Annotated in this window: 17 protein-coding genes; 3 read left to right on the top strand and 14 right to left on the bottom strand. The window is 72.1% G+C overall.

The window, feature by feature from the left end; translation table 11 throughout:
• Positions 1-33: 33 nt before the first annotated feature.
• Positions 34-1,317 (bottom strand): glycosyltransferase, encoded by a 1,284-nt coding sequence (locus ABZU32_RS34335; protein WP_354929069.1) that lies wholly within the window; start codon positions 1,315-1,317, stop codon positions 34-36.
• Between the two features lie 133 nt (positions 1,318-1,450).
• Here ABZU32_RS34335 and ABZU32_RS34340 point away from each other — a divergent pair, with 133 nt between their 5' ends.
• Positions 1,451-2,065, top strand: a complete 615-nt coding sequence (locus tag ABZU32_RS34340; RefSeq protein WP_354929072.1) for a TetR family transcriptional regulator — start codon at positions 1,451-1,453, stop codon at positions 2,063-2,065.
• A gap of 95 nt (positions 2,066-2,160) precedes the next feature.
• Here ABZU32_RS34340 and ABZU32_RS34345 read toward each other — a convergent pair whose 3' ends face one another.
• Genes ABZU32_RS34345 through ABZU32_RS34360 form a run of 4 tightly spaced genes read right to left on the bottom strand, consistent with a single transcriptional unit; the run spans position 2,161 to position 6,073 of the window.
• Positions 2,161-3,225: an ABC transporter ATP-binding protein gene (locus ABZU32_RS34345; RefSeq protein WP_354929075.1), complete on the bottom strand. Its 1,065-nt coding sequence runs from the start codon at positions 3,223-3,225 to the stop codon at positions 2,161-2,163.
• On the bottom strand, positions 3,222-3,995 hold the full coding sequence (locus tag ABZU32_RS34350; RefSeq protein ID WP_354842151.1) for an ABC transporter permease: 774 nt from the start codon (positions 3,993-3,995) through the stop codon (positions 3,222-3,224). The genes ABZU32_RS34345 and ABZU32_RS34350 overlap by 4 nt, the downstream gene beginning before the upstream one ends.
• Positions 3,988-4,926: an ABC transporter permease gene (locus ABZU32_RS34355; protein ID WP_354842148.1), complete on the bottom strand. Its 939-nt coding sequence runs from the start codon at positions 4,924-4,926 to the stop codon at positions 3,988-3,990. The genes ABZU32_RS34350 and ABZU32_RS34355 overlap by 8 nt, the downstream gene beginning before the upstream one ends.
• Before the next feature lie 10 nt (positions 4,927-4,936).
• Positions 4,937-6,073: a spermidine/putrescine ABC transporter substrate-binding protein gene (locus ABZU32_RS34360; protein ID WP_354929078.1), complete on the bottom strand. Its 1,137-nt coding sequence runs from the start codon at positions 6,071-6,073 to the stop codon at positions 4,937-4,939.
• A 153-nt stretch (positions 6,074-6,226) separates the two neighbouring features.
• Between ABZU32_RS34360 and ABZU32_RS34365 the strand changes: the two genes are divergently transcribed.
• Both ABZU32_RS34365 and ABZU32_RS34370 read left to right on the top strand, forming a co-directional pair.
• Complete coding sequence (locus ABZU32_RS34365; RefSeq protein ID WP_354929081.1) at positions 6,227-7,366, top strand: hypothetical protein; 1,140 nt, start codon at positions 6,227-6,229, stop codon at positions 7,364-7,366.
• Positions 7,363-8,346 carry an SIS domain-containing protein gene (locus tag ABZU32_RS34370; protein WP_354929084.1) on the top strand — a complete coding sequence of 328 codons (984 nt, stop codon included), beginning with the start codon at positions 7,363-7,365 and terminating at the stop codon, positions 8,344-8,346. The genes ABZU32_RS34365 and ABZU32_RS34370 overlap by 4 nt, the downstream gene beginning before the upstream one ends.
• Positions 8,347-8,514: 168 nt before the next feature.
• Here ABZU32_RS34370 and ABZU32_RS34375 read toward each other — a convergent pair whose 3' ends face one another.
• The 9 genes from ABZU32_RS34375 to ABZU32_RS34415 all read right to left on the bottom strand — a co-directional run bounded on the left by ABZU32_RS34375 (position 8,515) and on the right by ABZU32_RS34415 (position 20,495).
• Positions 8,515-9,072, bottom strand: coding sequence for an ATP/GTP-binding protein (locus ABZU32_RS34375; RefSeq protein WP_354929215.1), 558 nt, complete (start codon positions 9,070-9,072; stop codon positions 8,515-8,517).
• Between the two features lie 13 nt (positions 9,073-9,085).
• A complete protein-coding gene (locus ABZU32_RS34380) occupies positions 9,086-9,445 on the bottom strand; it encodes a DUF742 domain-containing protein (RefSeq protein ID WP_354842137.1) in 360 nt (119 codons plus the stop codon).
• A complete protein-coding gene (locus ABZU32_RS34385; RefSeq protein WP_354842378.1) occupies positions 9,445-9,858 on the bottom strand; it encodes a roadblock/LC7 domain-containing protein in 414 nt (137 codons plus the stop codon). The genes ABZU32_RS34380 and ABZU32_RS34385 overlap by 1 nt, the downstream gene beginning before the upstream one ends.
• A gap of 41 nt (positions 9,859-9,899) precedes the next feature.
• The gene (locus tag ABZU32_RS34390) at positions 9,900-13,523 is read right to left on the bottom strand and encodes a nitrate- and nitrite sensing domain-containing protein (protein ID WP_354929218.1); all 3,624 of its coding nucleotides are present in this window, start codon (positions 13,521-13,523) and stop codon (positions 9,900-9,902) included.
• Between the two features lie 169 nt (positions 13,524-13,692).
• Positions 13,693-16,059, bottom strand: coding sequence for a [protein-PII] uridylyltransferase (locus ABZU32_RS34395; RefSeq protein ID WP_354929087.1), 2,367 nt, complete (start codon positions 16,057-16,059; stop codon positions 13,693-13,695).
• 4 nt (positions 16,060-16,063) lie between these two features.
• A complete protein-coding gene (locus tag ABZU32_RS34400; protein ID WP_354842131.1) occupies positions 16,064-16,402 on the bottom strand; it encodes a P-II family nitrogen regulator in 339 nt (112 codons plus the stop codon).
• The gene (locus ABZU32_RS34405; protein ID WP_354929090.1) at positions 16,399-17,712 is read right to left on the bottom strand and encodes an ammonium transporter; all 1,314 of its coding nucleotides are present in this window, start codon (positions 17,710-17,712) and stop codon (positions 16,399-16,401) included. Before ABZU32_RS34405 ends, ABZU32_RS34400 begins: the two co-directional genes overlap by 4 nt.
• A gap of 251 nt (positions 17,713-17,963) precedes the next feature.
• Positions 17,964-18,905 (bottom strand): sigma-70 family RNA polymerase sigma factor, encoded by a 942-nt coding sequence (locus ABZU32_RS34410; protein ID WP_354842125.1) that lies wholly within the window; start codon positions 18,903-18,905, stop codon positions 17,964-17,966.
• 243 nt (positions 18,906-19,148) lie between these two features.
• Positions 19,149-20,495 (bottom strand): formimidoylglutamate deiminase, encoded by a 1,347-nt coding sequence (locus ABZU32_RS34415; RefSeq protein WP_354929093.1) that lies wholly within the window; start codon positions 20,493-20,495, stop codon positions 19,149-19,151.
• Positions 20,496-20,550: the final 55 nt, after the last annotated feature.

Consider the following 20,550-nt stretch of genomic DNA (forward strand, 5'->3'; position numbering starts at 1 on the left):
CACGGCGCGGGGGCGGGGCCGGCGGGTGGAACGTCAGGCGGAGGCCGCGGGCGCGGCCGTCGCCTCGATGAGGTCGGCGGCCCTGCGCAGGCCGTCGCGGCGGCGGATCTCCTCGCCGGCCTCGGCCAGGCGGGCCCGCAGCGCGGTGTCGCCGAGCAGCCGGTCCAGGGCCGCGACCAGTTCCTGGTCGGCGAAGGCGTAGGTGGACAGGCGCACGCCGTACCCCAGCTCGTCGATGCGCTGGGCGTTGTCGTACTGGTCCCAGAACAGCGGGAGCAGGATCATCGGCTTGCCGAAGTGCAGCGCCTCGGTGGTGGTGTTGTTGCCGCCGTGCGTGATCACCAGGTCGACCAACGGAATGATCTTGGTCTGCGGCACGAACTCCGCGCCCCACATGTTGCCGCCCAGCTTGATCTCCTCGTGCAGCGGGCCCATGGAGACGATGTACCGGTGCGGCGTGGTGGCCAGCACGTCGATCACCCGCTGCATCAGCTCGACGTCGGCCGAGCCCAGCGAGCCGAGGGAGAAGTAGACCAGCGCCCCCTCCCCGCCGGCCAGGGAGGCCGGCACCTCGAACGCCTCGTCGGTCTCGCGCACCGAGGAGTCCAGGCGGTGCCAGGACGGGCCGAGCGGGCGCGCGCCGGTGTAGTCGGCGATCTCGGGGAAGACGTAGAGGTTCAGATCGCCCTCGTGGATGAACTCGAGCTCGGGCAGCGCGGGGGCGCCCTGCTCCACGACCCACTCGTTGAACGCCGCCCAGACGTCGCGGTGGGTGCGGTCGTACTCGGCGCGGAACGCCTCCCACTCGGCGCGGTCGCCGGAGGGCAGGCCGCTGAACACCGGCGGCACGTCCTCGCCCTTCACCTCCAGCGGGTTGCACGAGACGATGCGCACGAACGGCTTGCCGGCCGTCAGCAGCGCGGGGAAGGTGATGACGTTGTCCTCGACGATGACGTCGGGCCGCACCCGCTCGATGATCGCCTTGAGCTGCGGCTCGCAGTACTTCACGCCGTCGATGAGGGCGTCCCAGATCGGCTTGGTGACCGTCTCGAGCTGTTCGCGGGTGGACTTGCGGTACTCGGGCGCGGTGTCGCGGATGAAGTCCTTCCAGAACTGGCCCGCGTCCTGCTCCTCCTCCGCCGGCGGGGCCAGGTCGACCAGATCCTCCTCGAAGCCGAGCGCGGTCAGCTTGCCCTTCCACGACGCCTCGGCCGCGAACACCACGCGGTGGCCGCGGCGGCGCAGGATGTCTCCGATGCCGACGCAGTTGTTCGTCGGCCCGTAGGCGCTCTCCGGCATGAACAGAATGGTGGCCATCGGTACTCCATCGGTTTTGAAGACTGATTCAAATGCTTGACGGGTAGGTGGGTCAACAGCCGGGTTTTCATGGTCTGAAGGCGGTGCTGGGCTTTAGACTCCAAGTTCAACAACGGGGCACAGGGAGGCTGGTATGAGCTCGCGCAAGAGCCGTGCGGACCGGCGGGTCGACCTCATCGAGGCCGCCCGCCGGGCGATCCTGCGTCACGGCACCCAGGGGGTCCATCTCAACCACGTCGCCGAGGAGGCCGGGCTGACGTCGGGCGCGGTGCTCTACCACTACCCCGACCTGAGCGAGCTGCTGGTGGAGGCCCACCACGCCGGCATGGAGCGCTTCTACGAGCTGCGCGTCAAGCGCGTCGCCCAGTGCACCGACCCCGCGCAGAAGCTCATGGTCACCATCCGCTCCGGGCTGCCGGTGGGGCCGGACGACCCGGGGGTGCGGCTGCTCAACGAGCTGGGCGGCGCGGCGGCGCGCAACAGGGTGTACGCCGTGCTGCTGACCACCCTGTACGACCGCCAGGTGGCGATGTACCAGTCGATCCTGGACACCGGGGGGGCGCTCGGGGTGTTCACCCTGGTCGGCGACTCGCTGACGATCGCGAGGAACCTCGTCGCACTCGAGGACGCCTACGGCTACCGCATCACCGCGCGCCATCCGGTCATCGGCCCCGCCGAGGCGGCCGAGCTCATCATGAGCTACGCCAGGACCGTCACCGGCAACGAGCTGGCGCCCGCCGCTCCCTGACGCCCGCGGCGGCCTGCCGTCGTCGAGTCCCGCGAAGAGCGCGCTTCCGTGGCCGGGACGTAGGCCCCGCCACGGGCTGACGTGGGTCACCTGGTTCATCGGGCGATCAGCACGGCGTCGTCCGGCGACCAGCCGAGACCCACCTCGGCGCCGGCCCGCACCTGGCTCGGGCCCTGCGCCGCGACCAGGATGGGCCGGTCGTGGCCGGGCACCCGCACCGCGATGTGCGACACGCCCCCGTAGAAGCTCACGTCCGCCACCACCCCGGTGAGGATGCCGTTCTCACCCAGGCGGACCGACTCCGGACGCACGCCGAGCAGCGCCGGCGCGCCCGCGGCGAAGCCGCCCCGCGCGGGCAGCGTGCCGAGGCCCGCGACCGACAGGCCGTCGCCGGCGACCGTGCCCTCGAAGAGGTTGTTGGCGCCGATGAACCCCGCGACGAACGGCGTCGCCGGGCGCTCGTACAGCCGCACCGGCGCGTCCACCTGCTGGACGCGGCCGTCCTGCATGACGGCGATGCGGTCGGCCAGCGACATCGCCTCCTCCTGGTCGTGGGTGACCACGACGAAGGTGATGCCGACCTCGTGCTGCAGGCGCTTGAGCTCCAGCTGCATCTCGGCGCGCACCTTCTTGTCCAGCGCGGACAGCGGCTCGTCCAGCAGGAGCAGGCGGGGACGCTTGACGATGGCCCGGGCGAGCGCGACCCGCTGCCGCTGGCCCCCCGAGAGCTGGTGGGGCCGGCGGGCGGCCTGCTCGGTGAGGCCGACGGTGGCGAGCACCTCCGCCACCCGGGTCCTGACCTCGGCGCGGGGCAGCTTCTCGCGCTCCAGCCCGTAGGCGATGTTCCTGGCGACGCTCATGTGCGGGAACAGCGCGTAGGACTGGAACATCAGGTTGACCGGTCGGCGGTGGGCCGGCAGCGCCAGCAGGTCGGCGCCGTCCAGCGTGACGGCGCCGGCGTCCGGCGACTCGAACCCGGCCAGGATGCGCAGCAGCGTGGTCTTTCCGCACCCGCTCGGGCCGAGCAGGGCGAAGAACTCGCCCTGGCGGATGTCCAGTGACACCTCGTCGAGGGCGGTGACCGCGCCGAACCGCCGGGAGACGCCCTCGATGCCCACCAGCGTCCGCGGCACGGCAGGGGCGTCGGATACAGCGCTCATGAGAGGGACTCCGTCAGTCGGGTCATCCGCTGGGCGACGATGACCACGGTGAAGCTCACCGCGAGCAGGATCGTCGCCAGCGCGTTGATCTCAGGGGTGACCCCGAAGCGCACCATCGAGTAGATCACGATGGGCAGGGTCGGCTCGGTCGGGGCCGCGGTGAAGAACGCGATCACGAACTCGTCGATGGACAGCGTGAACGCCAGCAGCGCCCCGGCGGCGATGCCCGGCGCCAGGGTGGGCAGGGTGATGCGCGTGAACGTGGTCAGCGGCGAGGCGCCGAGGTCGCGGGAGGCCTCCTCCAGCGAGGTGTCGGCGTGGGTGAGCCGGGTGCGAACGACCGCGGCGACGAAGGCCATGCCGAACACGGTGTGGGCGAGGATCACCGAGTGCAGGCCGAGGGTCATCCGCACGGTGGAGTAGAACACCAGCAGCCCGATGGCCAGCACCAGGTCGGGCAGCACGGCCGGCAGCAGCCCGAGGGCGTCCAGCAGCCGCGAGCGGGTGTGACGGGCCATCCCCACCGCGAGCAGGGTGCCGAGCACCGTGGACAGCACCGTGGTGCCGGCCGCGACGATCAGCGTGTTGACCAGCCCCTGCCGGACCGTCGCGTCCGCGGCCAGCTCGCCGTACCACTTCAGGCTGACGCCCTGGAAGACGTACGGCGACTTGCCGGAGTTGAACGACATCACCACCAGCACGACGATCGGCGTGTAGAGGAACACGTAGGTGGCCCAGAAGGGCACGTAGATCAGGCGGCGCCTAGGCACGACGGCCCTCCGTCCCGCCGTACGCGCGCGAGGCCCACGCCTGCAGGAACAGCAGCAGGACGAGCACCGCGATCACCGCCAGGGCGAGGGTGGAGCCGAACGGCCAGTCGCGCGCCTTGAGGAACTGGTCCCTGATCAGGTTGCCCACCATGATCGAGCGCCCGCCGCCGAGGATCTCGGGGATCACGAAGTTGCCCAGGCACGGCACGAACACGAAGACGCACCCGGTCAGCACACCGGGCACGGTGAGCGGCAGCGTCACCGACCAGAACGTGCGCGCGGGCCGCGCCCCGAGGTTGGCCGACGCCTCGCGCAGTTGCGGGTCCAGCCGTTCGATCGCCGCGTAGAGCGGCAGGATCATCAGCGGCAGGTAGGAGTACAGCAGTCCGGTGACGATCGTGCCCTGGTTGTAGAGCAGCCGCAGGGGCTCGTCGATGAGGCCGATGCCGGTGAGGGCCTTGTTCACCAGGCCGGGCCCGCTGAGCAGGATCACCCAGGCGTAGACGCGGATGAGGAAGTTGGTCCAGAACGGCAGGACGATGGCGACCAGCGCCAGCGTCTTCCAGCGGCGCGGCAGCCCGGCGATCACGTACGCCGTGGGGTAGCCGATCAGCAGCGCCGCCAGCGTCGTCAGCGTCGCGGTCTTCACCGAGCCGACGACGATGTCGAAGTAGAGGGGGTCGAACAGGCGGGCGAAGTTCTCGGCCGTCGCCTCGTACACCACCCCGCCGAACCGCCCGCGCCGGAACACCGTGTAGCTCAGGATCAGTGCCAGCGGGACGAGCAGCAGGACGATCAGGTAGCCGAGGCCGGGGCCGAGGAACGCCAGGCGCGCGGCGGCCCCGCCGAGGGCGCGCGAACGGCGCGGCGCCCGCCCTGTGGAGGGGCGGGGCGCCGCGCCGGGACGCGCGATGTCGTGCTCGGTGGTCAACGCGAAACCGTCACTGGTTGGCGGAGATCTCGGTGGCGAGACGGGTGTACTTGGTCGACGCCTCGCCGAGGTCGACGATCGACTCGCCCTTCAGCAGCTCCGCCGGGGTCATCTGCAGCGGCGCATTGTCCTGCATGAGCTTCTTGTCGTTCTTGGCGACCAGGTCCATGGCGGCCTTGTTCGGCACCTTGTAGAGGATGTTCTCGGCCACCCAGCTGTGGACGAGCGGGTCGAGGATGAAGTTGATGAACGCGTGGGCGGCCTCCTTGTTCTTGGAGGTCTTCATGATCACCATGGTGTCCGACCAGAGGTCGCTTCCCTCCTTGGGCACCACGAACTTGATCTTCGGGTTGGTGGTCGGGCACCAGCCGTCCCACGCCTCCACCAGCGCGGCCTCACCCTTGTCGAGCTTGGCGCCGAAGGTCGTGTCGTCGTAGAGCATGCCGGCCTGCTTGGCCTTCAGGAGCATGTCCTTGGCCTGGGCGAGCTGCTTGTCGTCGGTGGTGTTGATGGAGGCGCCCATGGCCTTCAGGGCGGGGAGCGCCAGCCAGCGCTCGGTGGTCATCATCGTGACCTTGCCCTTGAGGTCGGGAGCCGGGTTCAAAAGATCGTTCCAACTCGTGGGCGGGGTCTTCACCATGTCGGTGCGGTAGCAGATGCCCGTCGTGCCCCAGGTGTAGGGCACCGAGAACTTGGTGCCCTTGTCGAAGGAGAGCTGGGAGGCCTCGGGGTAGAGGTTGGCCAGGTTCGGGATCAGCTCGGGGTGCAGCGGTTCGAGCAGGCCCTGCTCGTTGAGCGCCTGCGCGTACTGGCCCGAGACGAACGCCACGTCGACGCCGCTGTCGGCGCCGGCCGTCAGCTTGGCCATCGCCGTCTCGTTGGTGTCGTGGATCGCGATCTTGAGCGGGAACTTCAGCTTCTGCTCCACCTGCTGGGGCAGGTCCTTCGGGCTGTAGCCGTCCCAAATGGTGATGGTGAGCGACTGCTTGCTCAGATCGGCGTTGGGGTTGAGCTCGTCGGCCGCCGCGCTCGGCGCGGCGCCGTCGGCGCTCGTCGAGCTGCCACCGCCACACGCCGCGAGGGCGAGCACAAGACCGGCGGCGACCGCCGCAGCCGGAAGATGACGGGTGTACCGGGTTCGGGACACGGCCGCTACTCCTTAGGTTCTCAAGGTTCTGTGGTACGAGAAAGACCGCGGTGCCTGACCTTCGCACGGCAGACCAAAGCAGGAGTGTTGCAGCGAATATCAACATGAGCAAGACTTTCCCGGACATTGTTAGCTCGTAGTTTGGTTGCCGAGTTGAATCCGAGTTCAACAGAACCTGACGGCCCGCCGTCGCCGGAGAGAACGCCCGTCGCCGGGGACGGCGCCACGGCGGCGCTCGTCGCGGCCCTGTCGCGGGACGACGACCCGCCCGGCGGCCAGGCGGTTGTGCGCTTCCATCCCCTGCCGCCGGTGCGGGCCACGGCGCGCGAGCGCGGGTTCGACGTCGACCAGACCAACAACTCGGTGGTCGTGGACGAACGGGTGGTGGTCAAGTGGCTCACCCCGCCCCCGCCGCTCCCCCAGCCCGCGCCCCAGATGTTCGCCCACCTCACCTCGGTCGGCTTCACCGCGACCGCCCTGCCCTACGCGGCGCTGACCGGGCGCTCCGCCGGCGGGGCCGAGACGCTGGTCGCCCTGGTCACCGCCTACCTGCCCGAGGCCGCCGACGGGTGGGAGTGGTGCGTGGAGGAGGCGGTGGCCGGGCGCACCGCCTTCGCCGCCGACCTCGGCCGGCTGGCCGCCGGCCTGCACGCCGCGATGGCGACCCCCTCCCCCGCCTTCCCCGAGCCGGTCCGGGTCGCGGACGGCGACGCGGACGGCGGGTGGGCGGCCCGAGCCCGCGACGCCCTGGCGCGGGCGCTCGAGCTGACCTGCGGCGAGGACGGCGCCTGGCTGGCCCGGCACGCCTCCGAGCTGGCCGCCGGCCTGCGCGGGCCCGGCCGGGCGGCCGGCACCCCGCTCATCCGCATCCACGGCGACCTGCACGTCGGACAGACGCTGCGCTGGCGCGAGGGGTACGCCGTCATCGACTTCGACGGCAACCCGACCGTGACCGGCGCCGACCCGTTCCAACCGGCCGCCCGCGACCTGGCCCAGCTCGGGACGAGCCTGGAACACGTGGCCCAGGTGGCGATCCTGCGGCGCGGCGCCGACCCGGCGCAGGCACTGGCCTGGGCCGCCGAGGCGCGCGCCGTCCTGCTGACCGCCTACCGTGAGGGCCTGGCCGCCCACGGCAGGCCGGAACTGCTGGAGGAGTCGCTGCTCGGCCCGTTCGAGATCGAGCAGGAGTGCCGCGAGCTGATCTACGCCGCCCTGCACCTCCCCCGCTGGCGCTACGCCCCCATGGGCGTCCTGCGCGCCCGCTTCCCGCACCGCACCGAGGAGACCGCGTGAACCCCGAACTGTTCCTGGCCGACCTGGAAGCCAAGCCCGCCGCGCTCGCGGCGCTGGCCGCCACGCTGGAGGAACGCGACCCGTTCGAGGACATCCCGCGGGAGGTGCGGCGGGTGGTCTTCCTCGGCATGGGCAGCTCGCGCTACGCCGCCGGGGTCGCGGCGCTGCGGCTGCGCGCCGCCGGGGTGGACGCGGTCGCCGAGTACGCCTCGGCCGCGCTCGGGCACCCGCCGTCGCGCGACACGCTGGTCGTCGCCATCTCGGCGACCGGTGGCAGCCGCGAGACCCTGGACGCCCTCGCCCGCCATCGCGGGCGCTCCACCGTCCTGGCCCTCACCAACACCGCGGGCTCCCCGGTGACCGAGGGGGCCGACCTGGTGGTGGACATGGCGGCGGGCGAGGAGCGCGGCGGGGTCTCCTGCCGCACCTTCCAGCACACGCTGGCGCTGCTGCTCGCGCTCCAGGCCAGGCTGACCGGGGTCAAGGCCGACGTCCCCGGCCTGGTGCGCCGGGCCGCGGAGGCGAACGCCGACCTGCTGGACCGCCGCGGCGTCTGGCTGGCCGACGCGCTGACCCTGCTCGACGGGCCGCACGGCGTCTACGCCATCGCCCCCGCCGAGCGGCTGTCCTCGGCCGAGCAGTCGGCGCTGATGGTCCGCGAGGGGCCGCGCAGGCCGGCCGACGCGTGCGAGACCGGCGACTGGGCCCACGTGGACGTGTACCTCACCAAGACCCTCGACTACCGGGCCATCCTGTTCCCCGGCTCGCGTTACGACGGCCAGGCCATGGAGTGGGTGCGGCAGCGGGGCTCGGCCGTGCTCGCCGTCGGCGGCGCGACGGAGGGCGCGGTGAAGGGGGCGCTGGAGGGGGCGCGCACGCTCAGGTACGCGGGCGACGAGGACGCCGACGTGGCCCTGCTCACCGAGACCCTCGTCGCCGAACTGGTCGCCGCGACCTGGTGGTCCGGCTCGGCCGCCTGACACCCCGGCCGCTTGGCCGCTGATGCGGTGACCCACCTACGTCCACCGGGAGCGGCTCTTCATCCCGCCGTGTGCTGGAGATGAAAGGCGCCGGGTCGGCGGGTCGCGGTGCGGCGATGCCGGCGCCCGCTGCGGCGCCCGAGCCGGTGAACGTTCCTGGACGGCGCACTAACTGGTGCGGCCGTAGGCCGACCTGAGGGTCAGGACGTACTCGACGAGCGTGATCAGGGTGGACTTCACGGCGTCCCGCGAGCGGGCGTCGGTCCGGACGATCGGGATGTGCGGGGCGAGCGTGAGCGCCTCGCGCACCTCCTGCTCGACGTGCGGGTAGTGCCCGTCCCAGCCGTTGACGCCCACCACGAACGGCAGCCCGGCCTCTTCGAAGTAGTCGATCGCCGGGAAGCAGTCGGCCAGACGGCGGGTGTCGACCAGCACGACCGCGCCGATGGCGCCGCGCACCAGGTCGTCCCACATGAACCAGAACCGGTGCTGACCCGGCGTGCCGAACAGGTACAGAATGAGGTCCTGGTCCAGCGAGAGCCGGCCGAAGTCCATCGCCACCGTGGTCGTGGTCTTGTGCGGGGTCAGACCCAGGTCGTCGATGCCCGCGCTGGCGTCGGTCATGACCGCCTCGGTGGTCAGCGGGAGGATCTCCGACACCGCTCCAACGAAGGTGGTCTTGCCGACGCCGAACCCGCCCGCGACGACGATCTTCGTCGACGTCAGCGCCGGGCCGCGGCTAGAGCCTGCGAAGTCCACTGAGAACCCTTTCAAGCAGGTTGTGGTCTGGTTGTCCCTGGTTGAGCCGCGGCAGATGCAGGCGTACCAGACCTTCGTCGGCCATGTCCGCGATCAGCACGCGGGCCACGCCGAGCGGCACCCGCAGCAGCGCGGAGATCTCGGCGACCGAACGCACGGAGTGGCAGAGCACGATGATCGCTTCTTGCTCGGGAGTGAGCAGGGACAAATCATCGCCCATTATGGGGGCCGATGAGACCAGAGTTTCCATCGCGAGGTGGTAGCTCGGCTCGGCACGGCCCCCGGTGACGGCGTACGGACGGAAGAGGGGCTCGTCCTCGGTCCCGTCACCCTCGAGCATCACCGGATCCTGGAGGTCTGCAACTCGGCGCGCAGCGCGGGCGTCAGCACCTGCCCGGCGCGCTCCACCAGCAGCGTCATCTGGTAGGCCACCAGGCCCATGTCACAGTCGGGGGAGGCCAGCACGGCCAGGCAGGAGCCGTCGCTGATCGCCATGACCAGCATGATGCCGTACTGCATCTCGACGACGGTCTGGGTCACACCGCCGCCGTCGAACACGCGGGACGCGCCCACCGTCAGGCTCAGCAGGCCGGCGGCCACCGCGGCGAGCTGGTCGGCCCGGTCCGGCGGGAACCCCTCGGAGTTGGCCAGCCGCAGTCCGTCGGCCGAGACGACGACCGCGTGCGCCACGCCCGGTGTCCCGCTGACGAACTCGGTGATCAGCCAGTCGAACCTGCGTGCCTCGTGACTCAGGTCGATCACGAGCCCTCCTCATCAGTACCGCGTCAAAGTGGTCAGGGGTTGTCGTTGTCGGTGGTGCGGGACGCCTCGGTGATGTCGGCGCGGCCGCGCTGGATGCCCTGCTGGAACCGCGACATCCTGGCGCGCACCTGGTCGGCGGACACCTGCGGCGACGGGAGCGGAGGCGCGGCCGCCGAAGCGGACGGACCGGCGACCGATCCCGGGACAAGGTTGGCCTTCGGCGTCCGCTTCGGCAAGCCCGCGGCGGTGACGCCGCCGAGGGAGGGCTCCTTCGCCGCGTCGGCGGCCTGCCATCCGGAGTCGGCCGTGGAACCCCATGCCGCCGCGCCCGCGGCGGGCGGCTCGGTCTCACGCAGCCCGGCCTCACGGAGCACGGCCTCCCGGCGCCCGGGCTCGCGCGCCTCGGGCTCCCACGTCCCGGACTCCTGCTCGGCGTAGCCGAGCGGTTCCTCGACGTCCTCGGGGCGAGCCGTCTCCGCGCCCGCCGCCTGGCCGGCCGGCGCCTGACCCCGGGCGGCGGCGATCTCGTGCGGGTCGGGACGGCGGAACCACGCCGACTCGAGGGCGGCGAAGATCGGCAGGAACTCGTCGCCATGCTCCAGCAGCGACTCGGCGGGCACCGGCGGCGCCGTCCGCGGACCGGCCGGAGCAGACGAGCCGGAGGGGCTGGAGGGGCTGGACGGGCCGGTGCGCGGGCCGGACGGGCCGGCGGGGCCGGTGTCCGGCTCCAGAGGGCCGGTGCGCGGGCCCGCCGGGCCCGCGTGCGCGCCGGAGGCGCCGGCGCCCGTCCGCAACCCGGAGGCATCAGCGGGCGGGAGGCCGGGCGAGAAGGGCGCGGTCGGCGGGTCGGCCTGGGTGTACCGGCCGGGCGCGCGCACGGGCAGCCCGGTGGACGGACCGGCCGGCCTCCCGAACGGACCCGCGGAACCGGCGGGACCGGTCGCCGGACCGGCGGACGTGCCCGCGGCGCCGGTGGACGGACCGGCCGAGGCGGCGAAGGGGCCGGAGGAATCGGTGGACGGGCCCGCGTGCTCGGCGGAGCCCGCGGGTTCGGTGGGCCACACGGGCGGCGTGACGGGTCCGGACGGCCCAGAGGGCCCCGTGGAGGGGCCCACGGGACCGAACGCCGCCTCGTCGCCCCTGCCGGCGCCGAAGGCGCCTTCGTCGCCGCGCACGGCCCCGAAGAGCGGTTCGTCGTCCCGCGCGCCCTGCCCGCGTCCGGGGCCGGCGGGGACCGGGCCGGCGCCTCCGGGGGCGGCGGCGGGCGCGGGACCGCCGAAGGCGCTCAGGCGCGACCCGGACGCCGGGGTGTCGCCGCCCACCGGCGCCGCGCCCGCGCCGGTGCGGAACGGCTGGAACGGGCTCTGCGAGGAGTACGGCCCGGTGCCGTTCGGCGGCGGCGTGGGCCCGCCACCGCTCGGCGGCGGCGTGGCGCCGTTCGTGAGCGGGCCGGCGCCGGCGGCGGGCTGGGCGCCGCGCCCGTTGAAGGCGGCGAACGGCTCGCCACCGCCATAGGCGCCGTTGGCGGCCAGGTCGGAGCCGCCGAACGCGGGCGAGGGGGTCTCCTGCGCCGCGCCGCGCTGCGGGAGCACCGGCCCGCGCCCGGCGGCCACCGAGATGAGCTGCGGCGGGAACAGGACCATGGCGATGAGCCCGGCGGCGTCGCCGCGCCGGAGCTGCACGCGGATGTCGTGGCGCAAGGCCAGGCGGCCGACCACGAACAGGCCCATGCGGCGTGACACCGAGACGTCCACGACCGGCGGGTCGGCCAGCTTGCGGTTGGTCTCGGTGATCTCCTCGACGGTCATGCCGATGCCGGAGTCGCTGACGGCCAGCAGCGCGCCGCCGCCCTCGATCATGCTGCTGGACACCACCACGCGGGTGTTGCCCGGCGAGAAGGCCAGGGCGTTCTCGACCAGCTCGGCGACCAGGTGGACCACGTCGTTGGCCGCGTGCCCGGCGATGGCCGCGTTGCGGTGGACCTTGACGCTGACGCGCTCGTAGTCCTCCACCTCCGACAGCGACGCGCGGACCACGTCCACCAGCTTGGCGGGCTGGCTGCGCTTGCGCGCGGCCTCGTGCCCGGCCAGGACCAGCAGGTTCTCACTGTTGCGCCGCATGCGGGTGGCCAGGTGGTCCAGCTTGAACAGGTCGGCCAGGCGCGAGCCGTCCTGCTCGCCGCGCTCCAGGCCGTCGATGAGGGAGATCTGCCGCTCGACGAGCGTCTGGATCCGACGCGAGAGGTTGACGAACATCGCGTTGACGTTGCCGCGGAGCTGGGACTCCTCGGCGGCCAGCCGCAGGGCCTGCCGGTGGACCTCGTCGAAGGCGGACGCCACCTCGCCGATCTCGTCGTTGGTCCCCACCACGATCGGCTGGACGTCCGAGGCCTCGGCGACGTCGCCGCTCTCGCGCATGCGCCGCACGACGGCCGGCAGGCGGAACCCGGCGATCTCCAGCGCCTCCGAGCGCAGGCGCCGCAGCGGGCGGACCAGCGAGCGGGCGATGAGCACCGTGGTGGCCAGCACCAGCAGGATCAGGGCGAGGATGAGCACCCCGGCGATGATCGCGTTGCGGCGCTCGGCCGACTCCAGCGCGGAGGCGCGGGCCGCGACCGTGGCGGCCACCTGGTTCTCCACCCGCTGGAACAGGTCGATGGTCTTGGTGCTGTCGTCGAACCACTGCTTGACCGCCGCGGGCCCGCGCGCCCCGTTCGCCTGCACCGGCAGGTTCCGCGAGGCCAGGGCGATCGCCCACGACTTGGTCAGCTCGGCCCTGATCGCCTGCTCGCCCACGAGCGTGGACGACAGCAGCCGGCCGTTGTCGGCCCCGGCCTCACCGCTGAAGGTGGCGACGGCGCTCTTCTGCCGCGACCGGGCGGCGATGAAGTCCTCCAGCTTGTCCGCGGTGAACCGCTGGCCGCGCGCCAGGGTGCCGATGAGCGTGCCGCGCTGCTGGGAGGCCTCTTCCTTGGCGTGGGCGAGGGCGCTCAGGCCACGCAGGTCGCCGACGAGCTGCGGGTCCTCGCTGCTCTGGATGATCTCGTCGTGCAGCCGCAGCAGCGAGGACACGATGTCGGTGTACTTGGCCGCCTGACCGCCCTTGCGGATGACCGGCATGGTGTCCAGGCGGTTCTTGACCTGCTGGGCGTCCTGGACGGCGCGCACGCCGTACTCGGAGTCGATGGTGCCGAGGTCGCCGCGCACCTTGGAGATCGCCGCGTCGACGGCGCCGCGCTGGTCGAGCAGGGCGGCGCGCTGCTGGCGGGTGGTCTGGAACCAGACCGACCTGTCGCGTTCCAACCCCAGTTGCAGGCTGAGTTCGCGCAGATGGGCGGCGATCGTGGCCTCGGCGGCGTTGCGCTGGTAGGCGGCGACGCCGTCGATCGAGGACACGACGCGCAGACCCGCCAGCAGGACGCCGACGAGCGTGGGCACCAGGATGAGCGCCGTCAGGCGCGCGGGCACCCGCCAGTTGCGCGGCGCGAGGCGCCCCGGCCCACGACGGGCACGCTGACCATGCTGGCTGTGCTGGCCGTACTGGCCGCCGGGGCCGCTCTGGCCTGCCTGCCCGCCCCCGTGCCTGCGCCGCTTGGCGCCCGTGCCGGCCTCCGGGTGGGCCCCCGGGTGTGCCGTCTTGGTCTCGGGATCCATCATGCTCACCGCGCCACCCCCTGCGCTCTTCCATGCATGGATGACGGCATGGCTGATAAGGACATAACCGGGACAATTCGACCACAAGGTCACCATTGCCGAGGACCGAACCGGCACACCCAACGTAATTGTTATGAATCGGGGAGCGATCTTGGTCGGCTGACCTGCGGGTTCAGCGCAGGGCGGCGAGCACGTGCTCGCGCACCTGCACCCGCTGCGCGGCGTCCATGATGGGCTGCCCCGATCGGTCGACCACGTAGAAGACGTCCACCGCTTCCGCGCCCAGAGTCTCCACGCGAGCCGCCCTCACGTCAAGGTTGCACTCGCCGAAGGCGCGCCCGATGCGCCACAGCAGTCCCGGACGGTCGTGCGCCCGCACCTCGACGACCGTGGCCGTCTGCGAGGCGTCGTCGACCAGGCTGACCCGCGGCGGGGCCACCGGAACCCGCGCCGGGCGCACCGACCGGGTGCGCCGCGCCAGCCTCTGCTCGATGTCCAGCCGCCCGGCCAGCACCAGGCGCAGATCGGCCTCCAGGGTGGCGGGGTCGGGCGGCGTGCCGTACTCGGGGATGACCGCGAACTCGATCACCGCCGTGGAGGACGCCGACGCGGCCGAGGCCGAGCGCACGACCATGCGGTGCGCCGCCAGCACGCCGGCCGCCCGCCAGAGCAGGCCCGGCCGGTCCGGCGCGACCACGGTGACCGCGCCGCCGTTGACGCGCACCGCGCCGCCGCCGTGCCTGGCCAGCGACGCCTGCTGCGCCGACAGCGAGGGCGCGGGCGCCGGAGGGCTGCCCGACAGGGCCGACCGCACCTTGCGCACCAGTTCGGAGACCAGGGACGCCTTCCAGGTGTTCCAGGCCGCCGGCCCGGTGGCGTTGCCGTCGGCGACCGCGAGGGCGGCCAGCAGCTCCAGCACCTCGCGGGTGCCGACCGCCTCGGCGACCCGCGAGATCGTCACCGGGTCGTCGAGGTCACGGCGGGTGGCGGTCTCGGGCAGCAGCAGGTGGTGCCGCACCACGGTGGCCAGGGTGTCGACGTCCGCGGGAACCAGGCCCATGCGGGCGCCGATGTCCCTGGCGACGATCTCGCCGGTGGTCGAGTGGTCGCCCGGCCAGCCCTTGCCGATGTCGTGCAGCAGGGCGGAGATCAGCAGCAGGTCGGGCCGGGACACCTCGCGGGTGAACGACGCCGCGCCCGTGGCCGCCTCGATGAGGTGCCGGTCGACGGTGAAGCGGTGGACGGGGTTGCGCTGCGGGCGGTGCCGCACCCGCTCCCAGTCGGGGATGAGCCGGACGATGACGCCGGCCTGGTCGAGCTCCTCCCACACCGGCACGGCCGCGCGCCCGGCGCCGAGCAGCGCGACCAGCGCGTCGCGGGCCTCGTCGGGCCAGGGCACCGGCAGCGGCGGCGACTGGGCCGCGAGCACCGAGACGGTGGCGGGGGCGATCGGCAGCCCGGCCTCGGCCGCGGCGGCCGCCGCCCTGAGCACCAGGATGGGGTCGTTCTTGGGGTTGATCCCGCGCGCGAGGACGACCTCCCCGCCGTGCTCGACCACGCCGTCTGCCAGCGGGCGGCGCCCGCGCGGAGCCGGCCCGGACAGCAGGCGGTCCACGGTGCGCCAGGTGGCGTCGAAGGCGTGGGAGATCGTGCGGCCCGCCTCGGCCATGCGGCGCATCAGGGCCTCGGCGTCCAGCAGGCCGAGCGCCCCGGCCACGGCGTCCTGCTCCTGCAGCACCAGGCGGTCGGCGCCGCGGGCGGTGACCAGGTGCAGCCCGTGGCGCACGTCCAGGAGGAACTCGTAGGCCTCGCGGACCCGCGGGCCGGGCGCGGAGGCCACCCACGCGGCGGCCACGGCCTGCATGGCCTGCACGTCGCGCAGTCCCCCGCGGGAGTCCCTGAGGTCGGGTTCGAGCAGGAAGGCCAGCTCGCCGGAGGACTCGGCGCGCTTGTCGGCCGACTCGTGCAGTTCGGCCAGCCTGCGGCGGGAGTCGGAGCGCCACTCGGCCAGCACGGCCTCGCGGGCGGCCCGCGTCAGCTCGGGGTCGCCGGCGATGTGCCGGGCCTGGATCAGCCCGAGCACCGCCTTGAGGTCTTCGCGGGCCACCTTGGTGGCCTCCTCGACGGTGCGCACCGAGTGGTCCAGCCCGAGGCCGGAGTCCCAGATCGGGTACCAGAGACGATCGGCGATGCGGCCGATGTCGTCCTGCCCGTTGTGCAGCAGCACCAGGTCGAGGTCACTGCCGGGGGCCAACTCGGCGCGGCCCAGGCTTCCGACGGCCACCAGCGCGATGCCGGTGCCCGTCAGGGCCGCGCCGGCCCCCGCGGACGGTGCGCCGGTCCCCCCGAGGGAGATGCCGGCGCCGCGTTCGTCTCCGGAGGAGAACCCGCTCTTGGCCCCCCCGAGCCCGATCCGGCCTTCGCGTCCTCCGTGCGGCTGTGGATACGCCGTGCGGAAGAGGTCGGCCAGCCAGCGGTCGATGTCCGCGGCCCGCTCCTTGCGGGCCGCGGCATATGAGCGAGCGTCGCCTCTCATCATCCGGTTAGAGGGCCTCCGGTCCGCGTTCTCCCGTTCTGACCCTGATCACGGTCTCCACGGGCACGGACCAGACCTTGCCGTCGCCGATCTTGCCCGTCTGCGCCGCCTTGACGATGACGTCGATGACGTCCTCGGCGTCCTCCTCCTCGGTGAGGACCTCGACGCGCACCTTGGGCACCAGGTCGACCTGGTACTCGGCGCCGCGGTAGACCTCGGTGTGGCCGCGCTGCCGGCCGTAACCGCTGGTCTCGCTGACGGTCATGCCCTTGACCCCGAACTGCTCGAGAGCGGCCTTGACGTCGTCGAGCTTGAAGGGCTTGATCACCGCTGTGATGAGCCTCATGCGTCTACCTTCTTCGCCACTGATGGGACTGGGCCGTTCACCTTGGCGGCGACGCCGGAGGCGTGAACGGAGCCGAGGTCGTAGCCGGTCTCGGCGTGGGTGGTGATGTCGATGCCGGTGACCTCGTCCTCTTCAGTGACCCTGAAGCCCATCGTCTTGTCAATGATCTTGCCGATGATCCAGGCGAGAATGAAGGAGTAGAGGCCCACGACGACCGGGCCCAGGATCTGGCGGCCGAGCTGGGTGAACCCTCCGCCGTAGAACAGACCCTTGGCCTGCGGGTCCAGGAAGGGGTAGGCGGCGAGGAAGCCCAGGGAGATGGCGCCGAGCGCGCCGCCGACCAGGTGGACGCCGACCACGTCGAGCGAGTCGTCGTAGCCGAGCTTGTACTTCAGGCCCACGGCGTAGGCGCAGACCGCGCCGGCGATGGCGCCGATGACGATCGCCGCCCAGGGGTCGACGAAACCACAGGCCGGGGTGATGGCGACCAGACCGGCGACGGCGCCGGAGGCCACGCCCAGCGTGGTGGAGTGCCCGTCACGGAGCTTCTCGACCAGGATCCACGCACCGGCGGCGACCGCCGTCGCGACCTGGGTGTTCATGAAGGCCAGGCCCGCGGTGCCGTCGACGGCCAGCTCGGAGCCGGCGTTGAAGCCGAACCAGCCGAACCACAGCAGGCCGACGCCCAGCAGCACCAGGGTCAGGTTGTGCGGACGCATCGGGTCCTTGCGCCAGCCGCTGCGCTTGCCGATCACCAGGGCGAGCGCGAGACCCGCCGCACCGGCGTTGACGTGGACCACCGTGCCGCCGGCGAAGTCCTCGATGCCGAGCTGGGTCAGCCAGCCGCCGCCCCAGACCCAGTGGGCCACCGGGAAGTACACGATCGTCGCCCACACGATGGAGAAGACGACCCAGGCGCCGAACTTGGCCCGGTCGGCGATCGCACCGCTGATCAGAGCGACGGTGATGATGGCGAAGGTGAGCTGGAAGGCGGAGAACACCAGGCTCGGCATGCCGGTGCCGTCGTCCTTGGTGGCGGTGTCGACCAGGCTCTGCAGCCCGACGTCCTTGAGCCCGCCGACGAACTTGTTGAGGAAGTCGTTGCCGTTCGTGCCGAACGCCAGCGAGTGACCGTAGATGACCCAGGCGATGGTTACCGTGATGATGCTGACGAACGACATCATCATCATGTTCAGGACGCTCTTGGCCCTGGTCATGCCCCCGTAGAAGAACGCGAGGCCCGGAGTCATCAGCAGCACCAACGCGGTGGCCGCGAGCATCCAGGCTGTGGTGCCGCTATCGATCTTCATTCGATGCGACCCTCCCTTACAAATGGCGTGTGGCCGTTTTCTCCCGCAGTGGGCGCTCCAGGGCTTCATTGACCGGCTGCACACTGACGTTGGGCGAAAGCGTGTTCTTCTGCCGTTTCAGGTCTGGACCTGGCGTGTTTCACGTACGTGAAACTCACGACATCGATGTTTCGGCCACGTTTCGGAGGGTCGCCAGAACGACATCGGCGCGTCCCAAAAGGACGCGCCGATGCGGGTGTTCCAGAAAAGCGCTAGGCGGCCGCCTGGGCCATCTTGCGCAGGCGGGCCAAGGCGTCGCGCTCGATGCGCCGCGCGCGGTCGCGGCCGATGCCGTACCGCTCGCCGACCTCGGTGAGGGTGTGCTCACGCCCGTCGACCAGGCCGTAACGCCAGCGCAACATCTCGCGAGTGCGGCCTTCCAGGCCCTGCAGCCAGTCGTCCAGGCGCTCGCGCTCGAGGGTGTCCATCGCCTGCTGCTCGGGGTCGGCCCAGGTGTCGTCGGCGATCATGTCGCCGAGCTCCGTCTCGTCCTCGTCCCCCACGCCGAGCTGCAGCGACACCGGGTCGGAGGCCCAGCGGCGCAGCTCGCGCACCCGCTCGATCGGCAGGTCGAGGACCTCGGCGAGGTCGGCGTCGGTCGGCTCGGCGTCCAGCTCGGCCATCATGTCGCGGCGCACGCGCATCAGGCGGGTCATCTGCTCACCGGCGTGGGTGGGCAGGCGTACCGGCCTGGCCTGCTCGTGGATGGCGCGGCCGACCGACTGGCGGATCCACCAGGTGGCGTAGGTCGAGAACTTGTATCCCCGGCGGTAGTCGAACTTCTCCACGGCCCTGACCAGGCCCAGGTTCCCCTCCTGGACCAGGTCGATCAGCGGCATCCCCCTGCCGGAGTACTTGCGCGCGACGGCCACCACGAGCCGGAGGTTGGCCTGGATGAACTCGTCCTTGGCCCGCTGCCCCGAGACCGCGAGCCGTTCGAGCTCCTCGTCGAGGGCGCCGGCGATCTTGGGCTCCGGCTCCCCGCTGTCGAGCAGTTGCTCGGCGAACAGCCCCGCCTCGATGCGCTTGGCCAGCTCGACCTCCTGGTCCGCGCTGAGCAGTGGCACCCGCCCGATCTCGGCCAGGTAGGTGCCGAGAAGGTCCCTCTCAGCGGCCTGCTGGTCCTGCGTCCGAATCCCCGTCGGCCTTGCCATCCTGATGGCACCTCGTCTCGCCGCGCCCGCCCTGGTGTGCGGGTGAGCCCGTCGTGCCGGCCGTCCAGTGACCGGTGCGACGCGCTTCCCCCTCTTTGCCGGATCAACGTTCAGTCCAAGGCAAAGATTCCCTAAAGAGATACGACCGGAGAATGGTTTCCGGGCTCCTCCTCAAGGATGACTTCGCATCTGAGAGACACACGGATGCCCGGATAACCGACCGTCAAACAGCGACAAATGGGATCATTCGCGTAGCGCGGAGATGGCGTCGGCCAGCATCGGCCCGACGTCGCCGAGAACGTGGCCGCCCTCGACGACCACCCTGCGGCCGCCGGAGACGACCGAGTGGACGTCGCAGGCCGAAGCGCCGAAGACGACGGTCTCGGCGGGGCAGCCGCTGCCCGCGCCCGCGGTGCGCACCGAGTCCAGCCGCACCGACACCAGGTCGGCCCAGGCGCCGGGGGTGATGAAGCCCGCGTCGGGGTGGCCGAGCGAGGCCTGCCCGACCATCGTGGCCGATCTGAGCAGGTCGGCGGCCGTCCAGTGGCCCCGCTCGCCCGTCGTCAGGCGCTCCCCCAGCTCGACGGCCCGGGCCTCCTCCAGCAGGTCGATCATGGCGTTGCTGTCGCTGCCGAGGGTGACCGGCGACCCCGCGTCGTGCAGCCGGCGGGCCGGGCCGATGCCGTCGGCCAGGTCGCGCTCGGTGGTCGGGCACACGCACACGTGGGTGGAGGACCCGCCGAGCAGGGCCACGTCGACGTCCGACAGGTGGGTGGCGTGGACGGCCGTCGTGCGGGGGCCGAGGACGCCGTGCTCGTACAGCACCTGGACCGGCGTGGCGCAGTAGGTCTCGACGCAGTGACGGTTTTCGGTGCGCCGCTCGGAGACCTGGACGTGCACGGGAGCGGCCCTGCGGTGGCCGAACTCGGCGACCACGGGCATCCGCTCGGGCGGGCAGGCGCGCACCGAGTGCACGGCCCCGCCGACCACCACGTCGCCGCTGCCCGCGTACTCGCCGGCCAGGGCGTCCACCCGTTCGGCCCAGCGGTCCACGTCGCGGTCGCCGAAGCGCAGCTGCGGGCCGCTCGGCGTCGCTCCCATGCCGCCGGTCAGGTAGCAGGCGTCCAGGAGGGTGATGCGCAGGCCGGCCTCCCTCGCGGCCCGGATGAGAGCGTGGCCCATCGCGTTGGGGTCGGCGTACGGCCGTCCGCCCACGCCGTGGTGCAGGTAGTGGAACTCGCCGACGCAGGTGATGCCGGCCAGCGCCATCTCGGCGAAGGTCGCCCTGGCCAGGTCGAGGTAGGTGTCGGGGTCGAGCCGCGCCGCCACCGCGTGCATGCGCTCGCGCCAGGCCTGGAAGCTCTCGGTGCCGCCCTGGGCCTGGCCGCGCAGGGCGCGGTGGAAGGCGTGGGAGTGGGCGTTGGCCAGGCCGGGCACCGTCAGGCCGGTGAGGCGCACGACTCCCCGGGGCGCAGAGACGCCGCGCGAGACCTCGCAGATGCGGCTGCCCTCCACCTGGACCAGGACCCCGGCGACCACCTCGCCGGGATGCAACCAGGCCAGCTCGCACCAGTAGCTAAGGTCGGACACTCCCCCCATCTGTCCAGGAAAAAGTCAACGTATGTCCCGATATATGAATCAATTC

The organism is Sphaerisporangium sp. NPDC005288, from assembly GCF_040607475.1.
Taxonomy (GTDB): domain Bacteria; phylum Actinomycetota; class Actinomycetes; order Streptosporangiales; family Streptosporangiaceae; genus Sphaerisporangium; species Sphaerisporangium rhizosphaerae.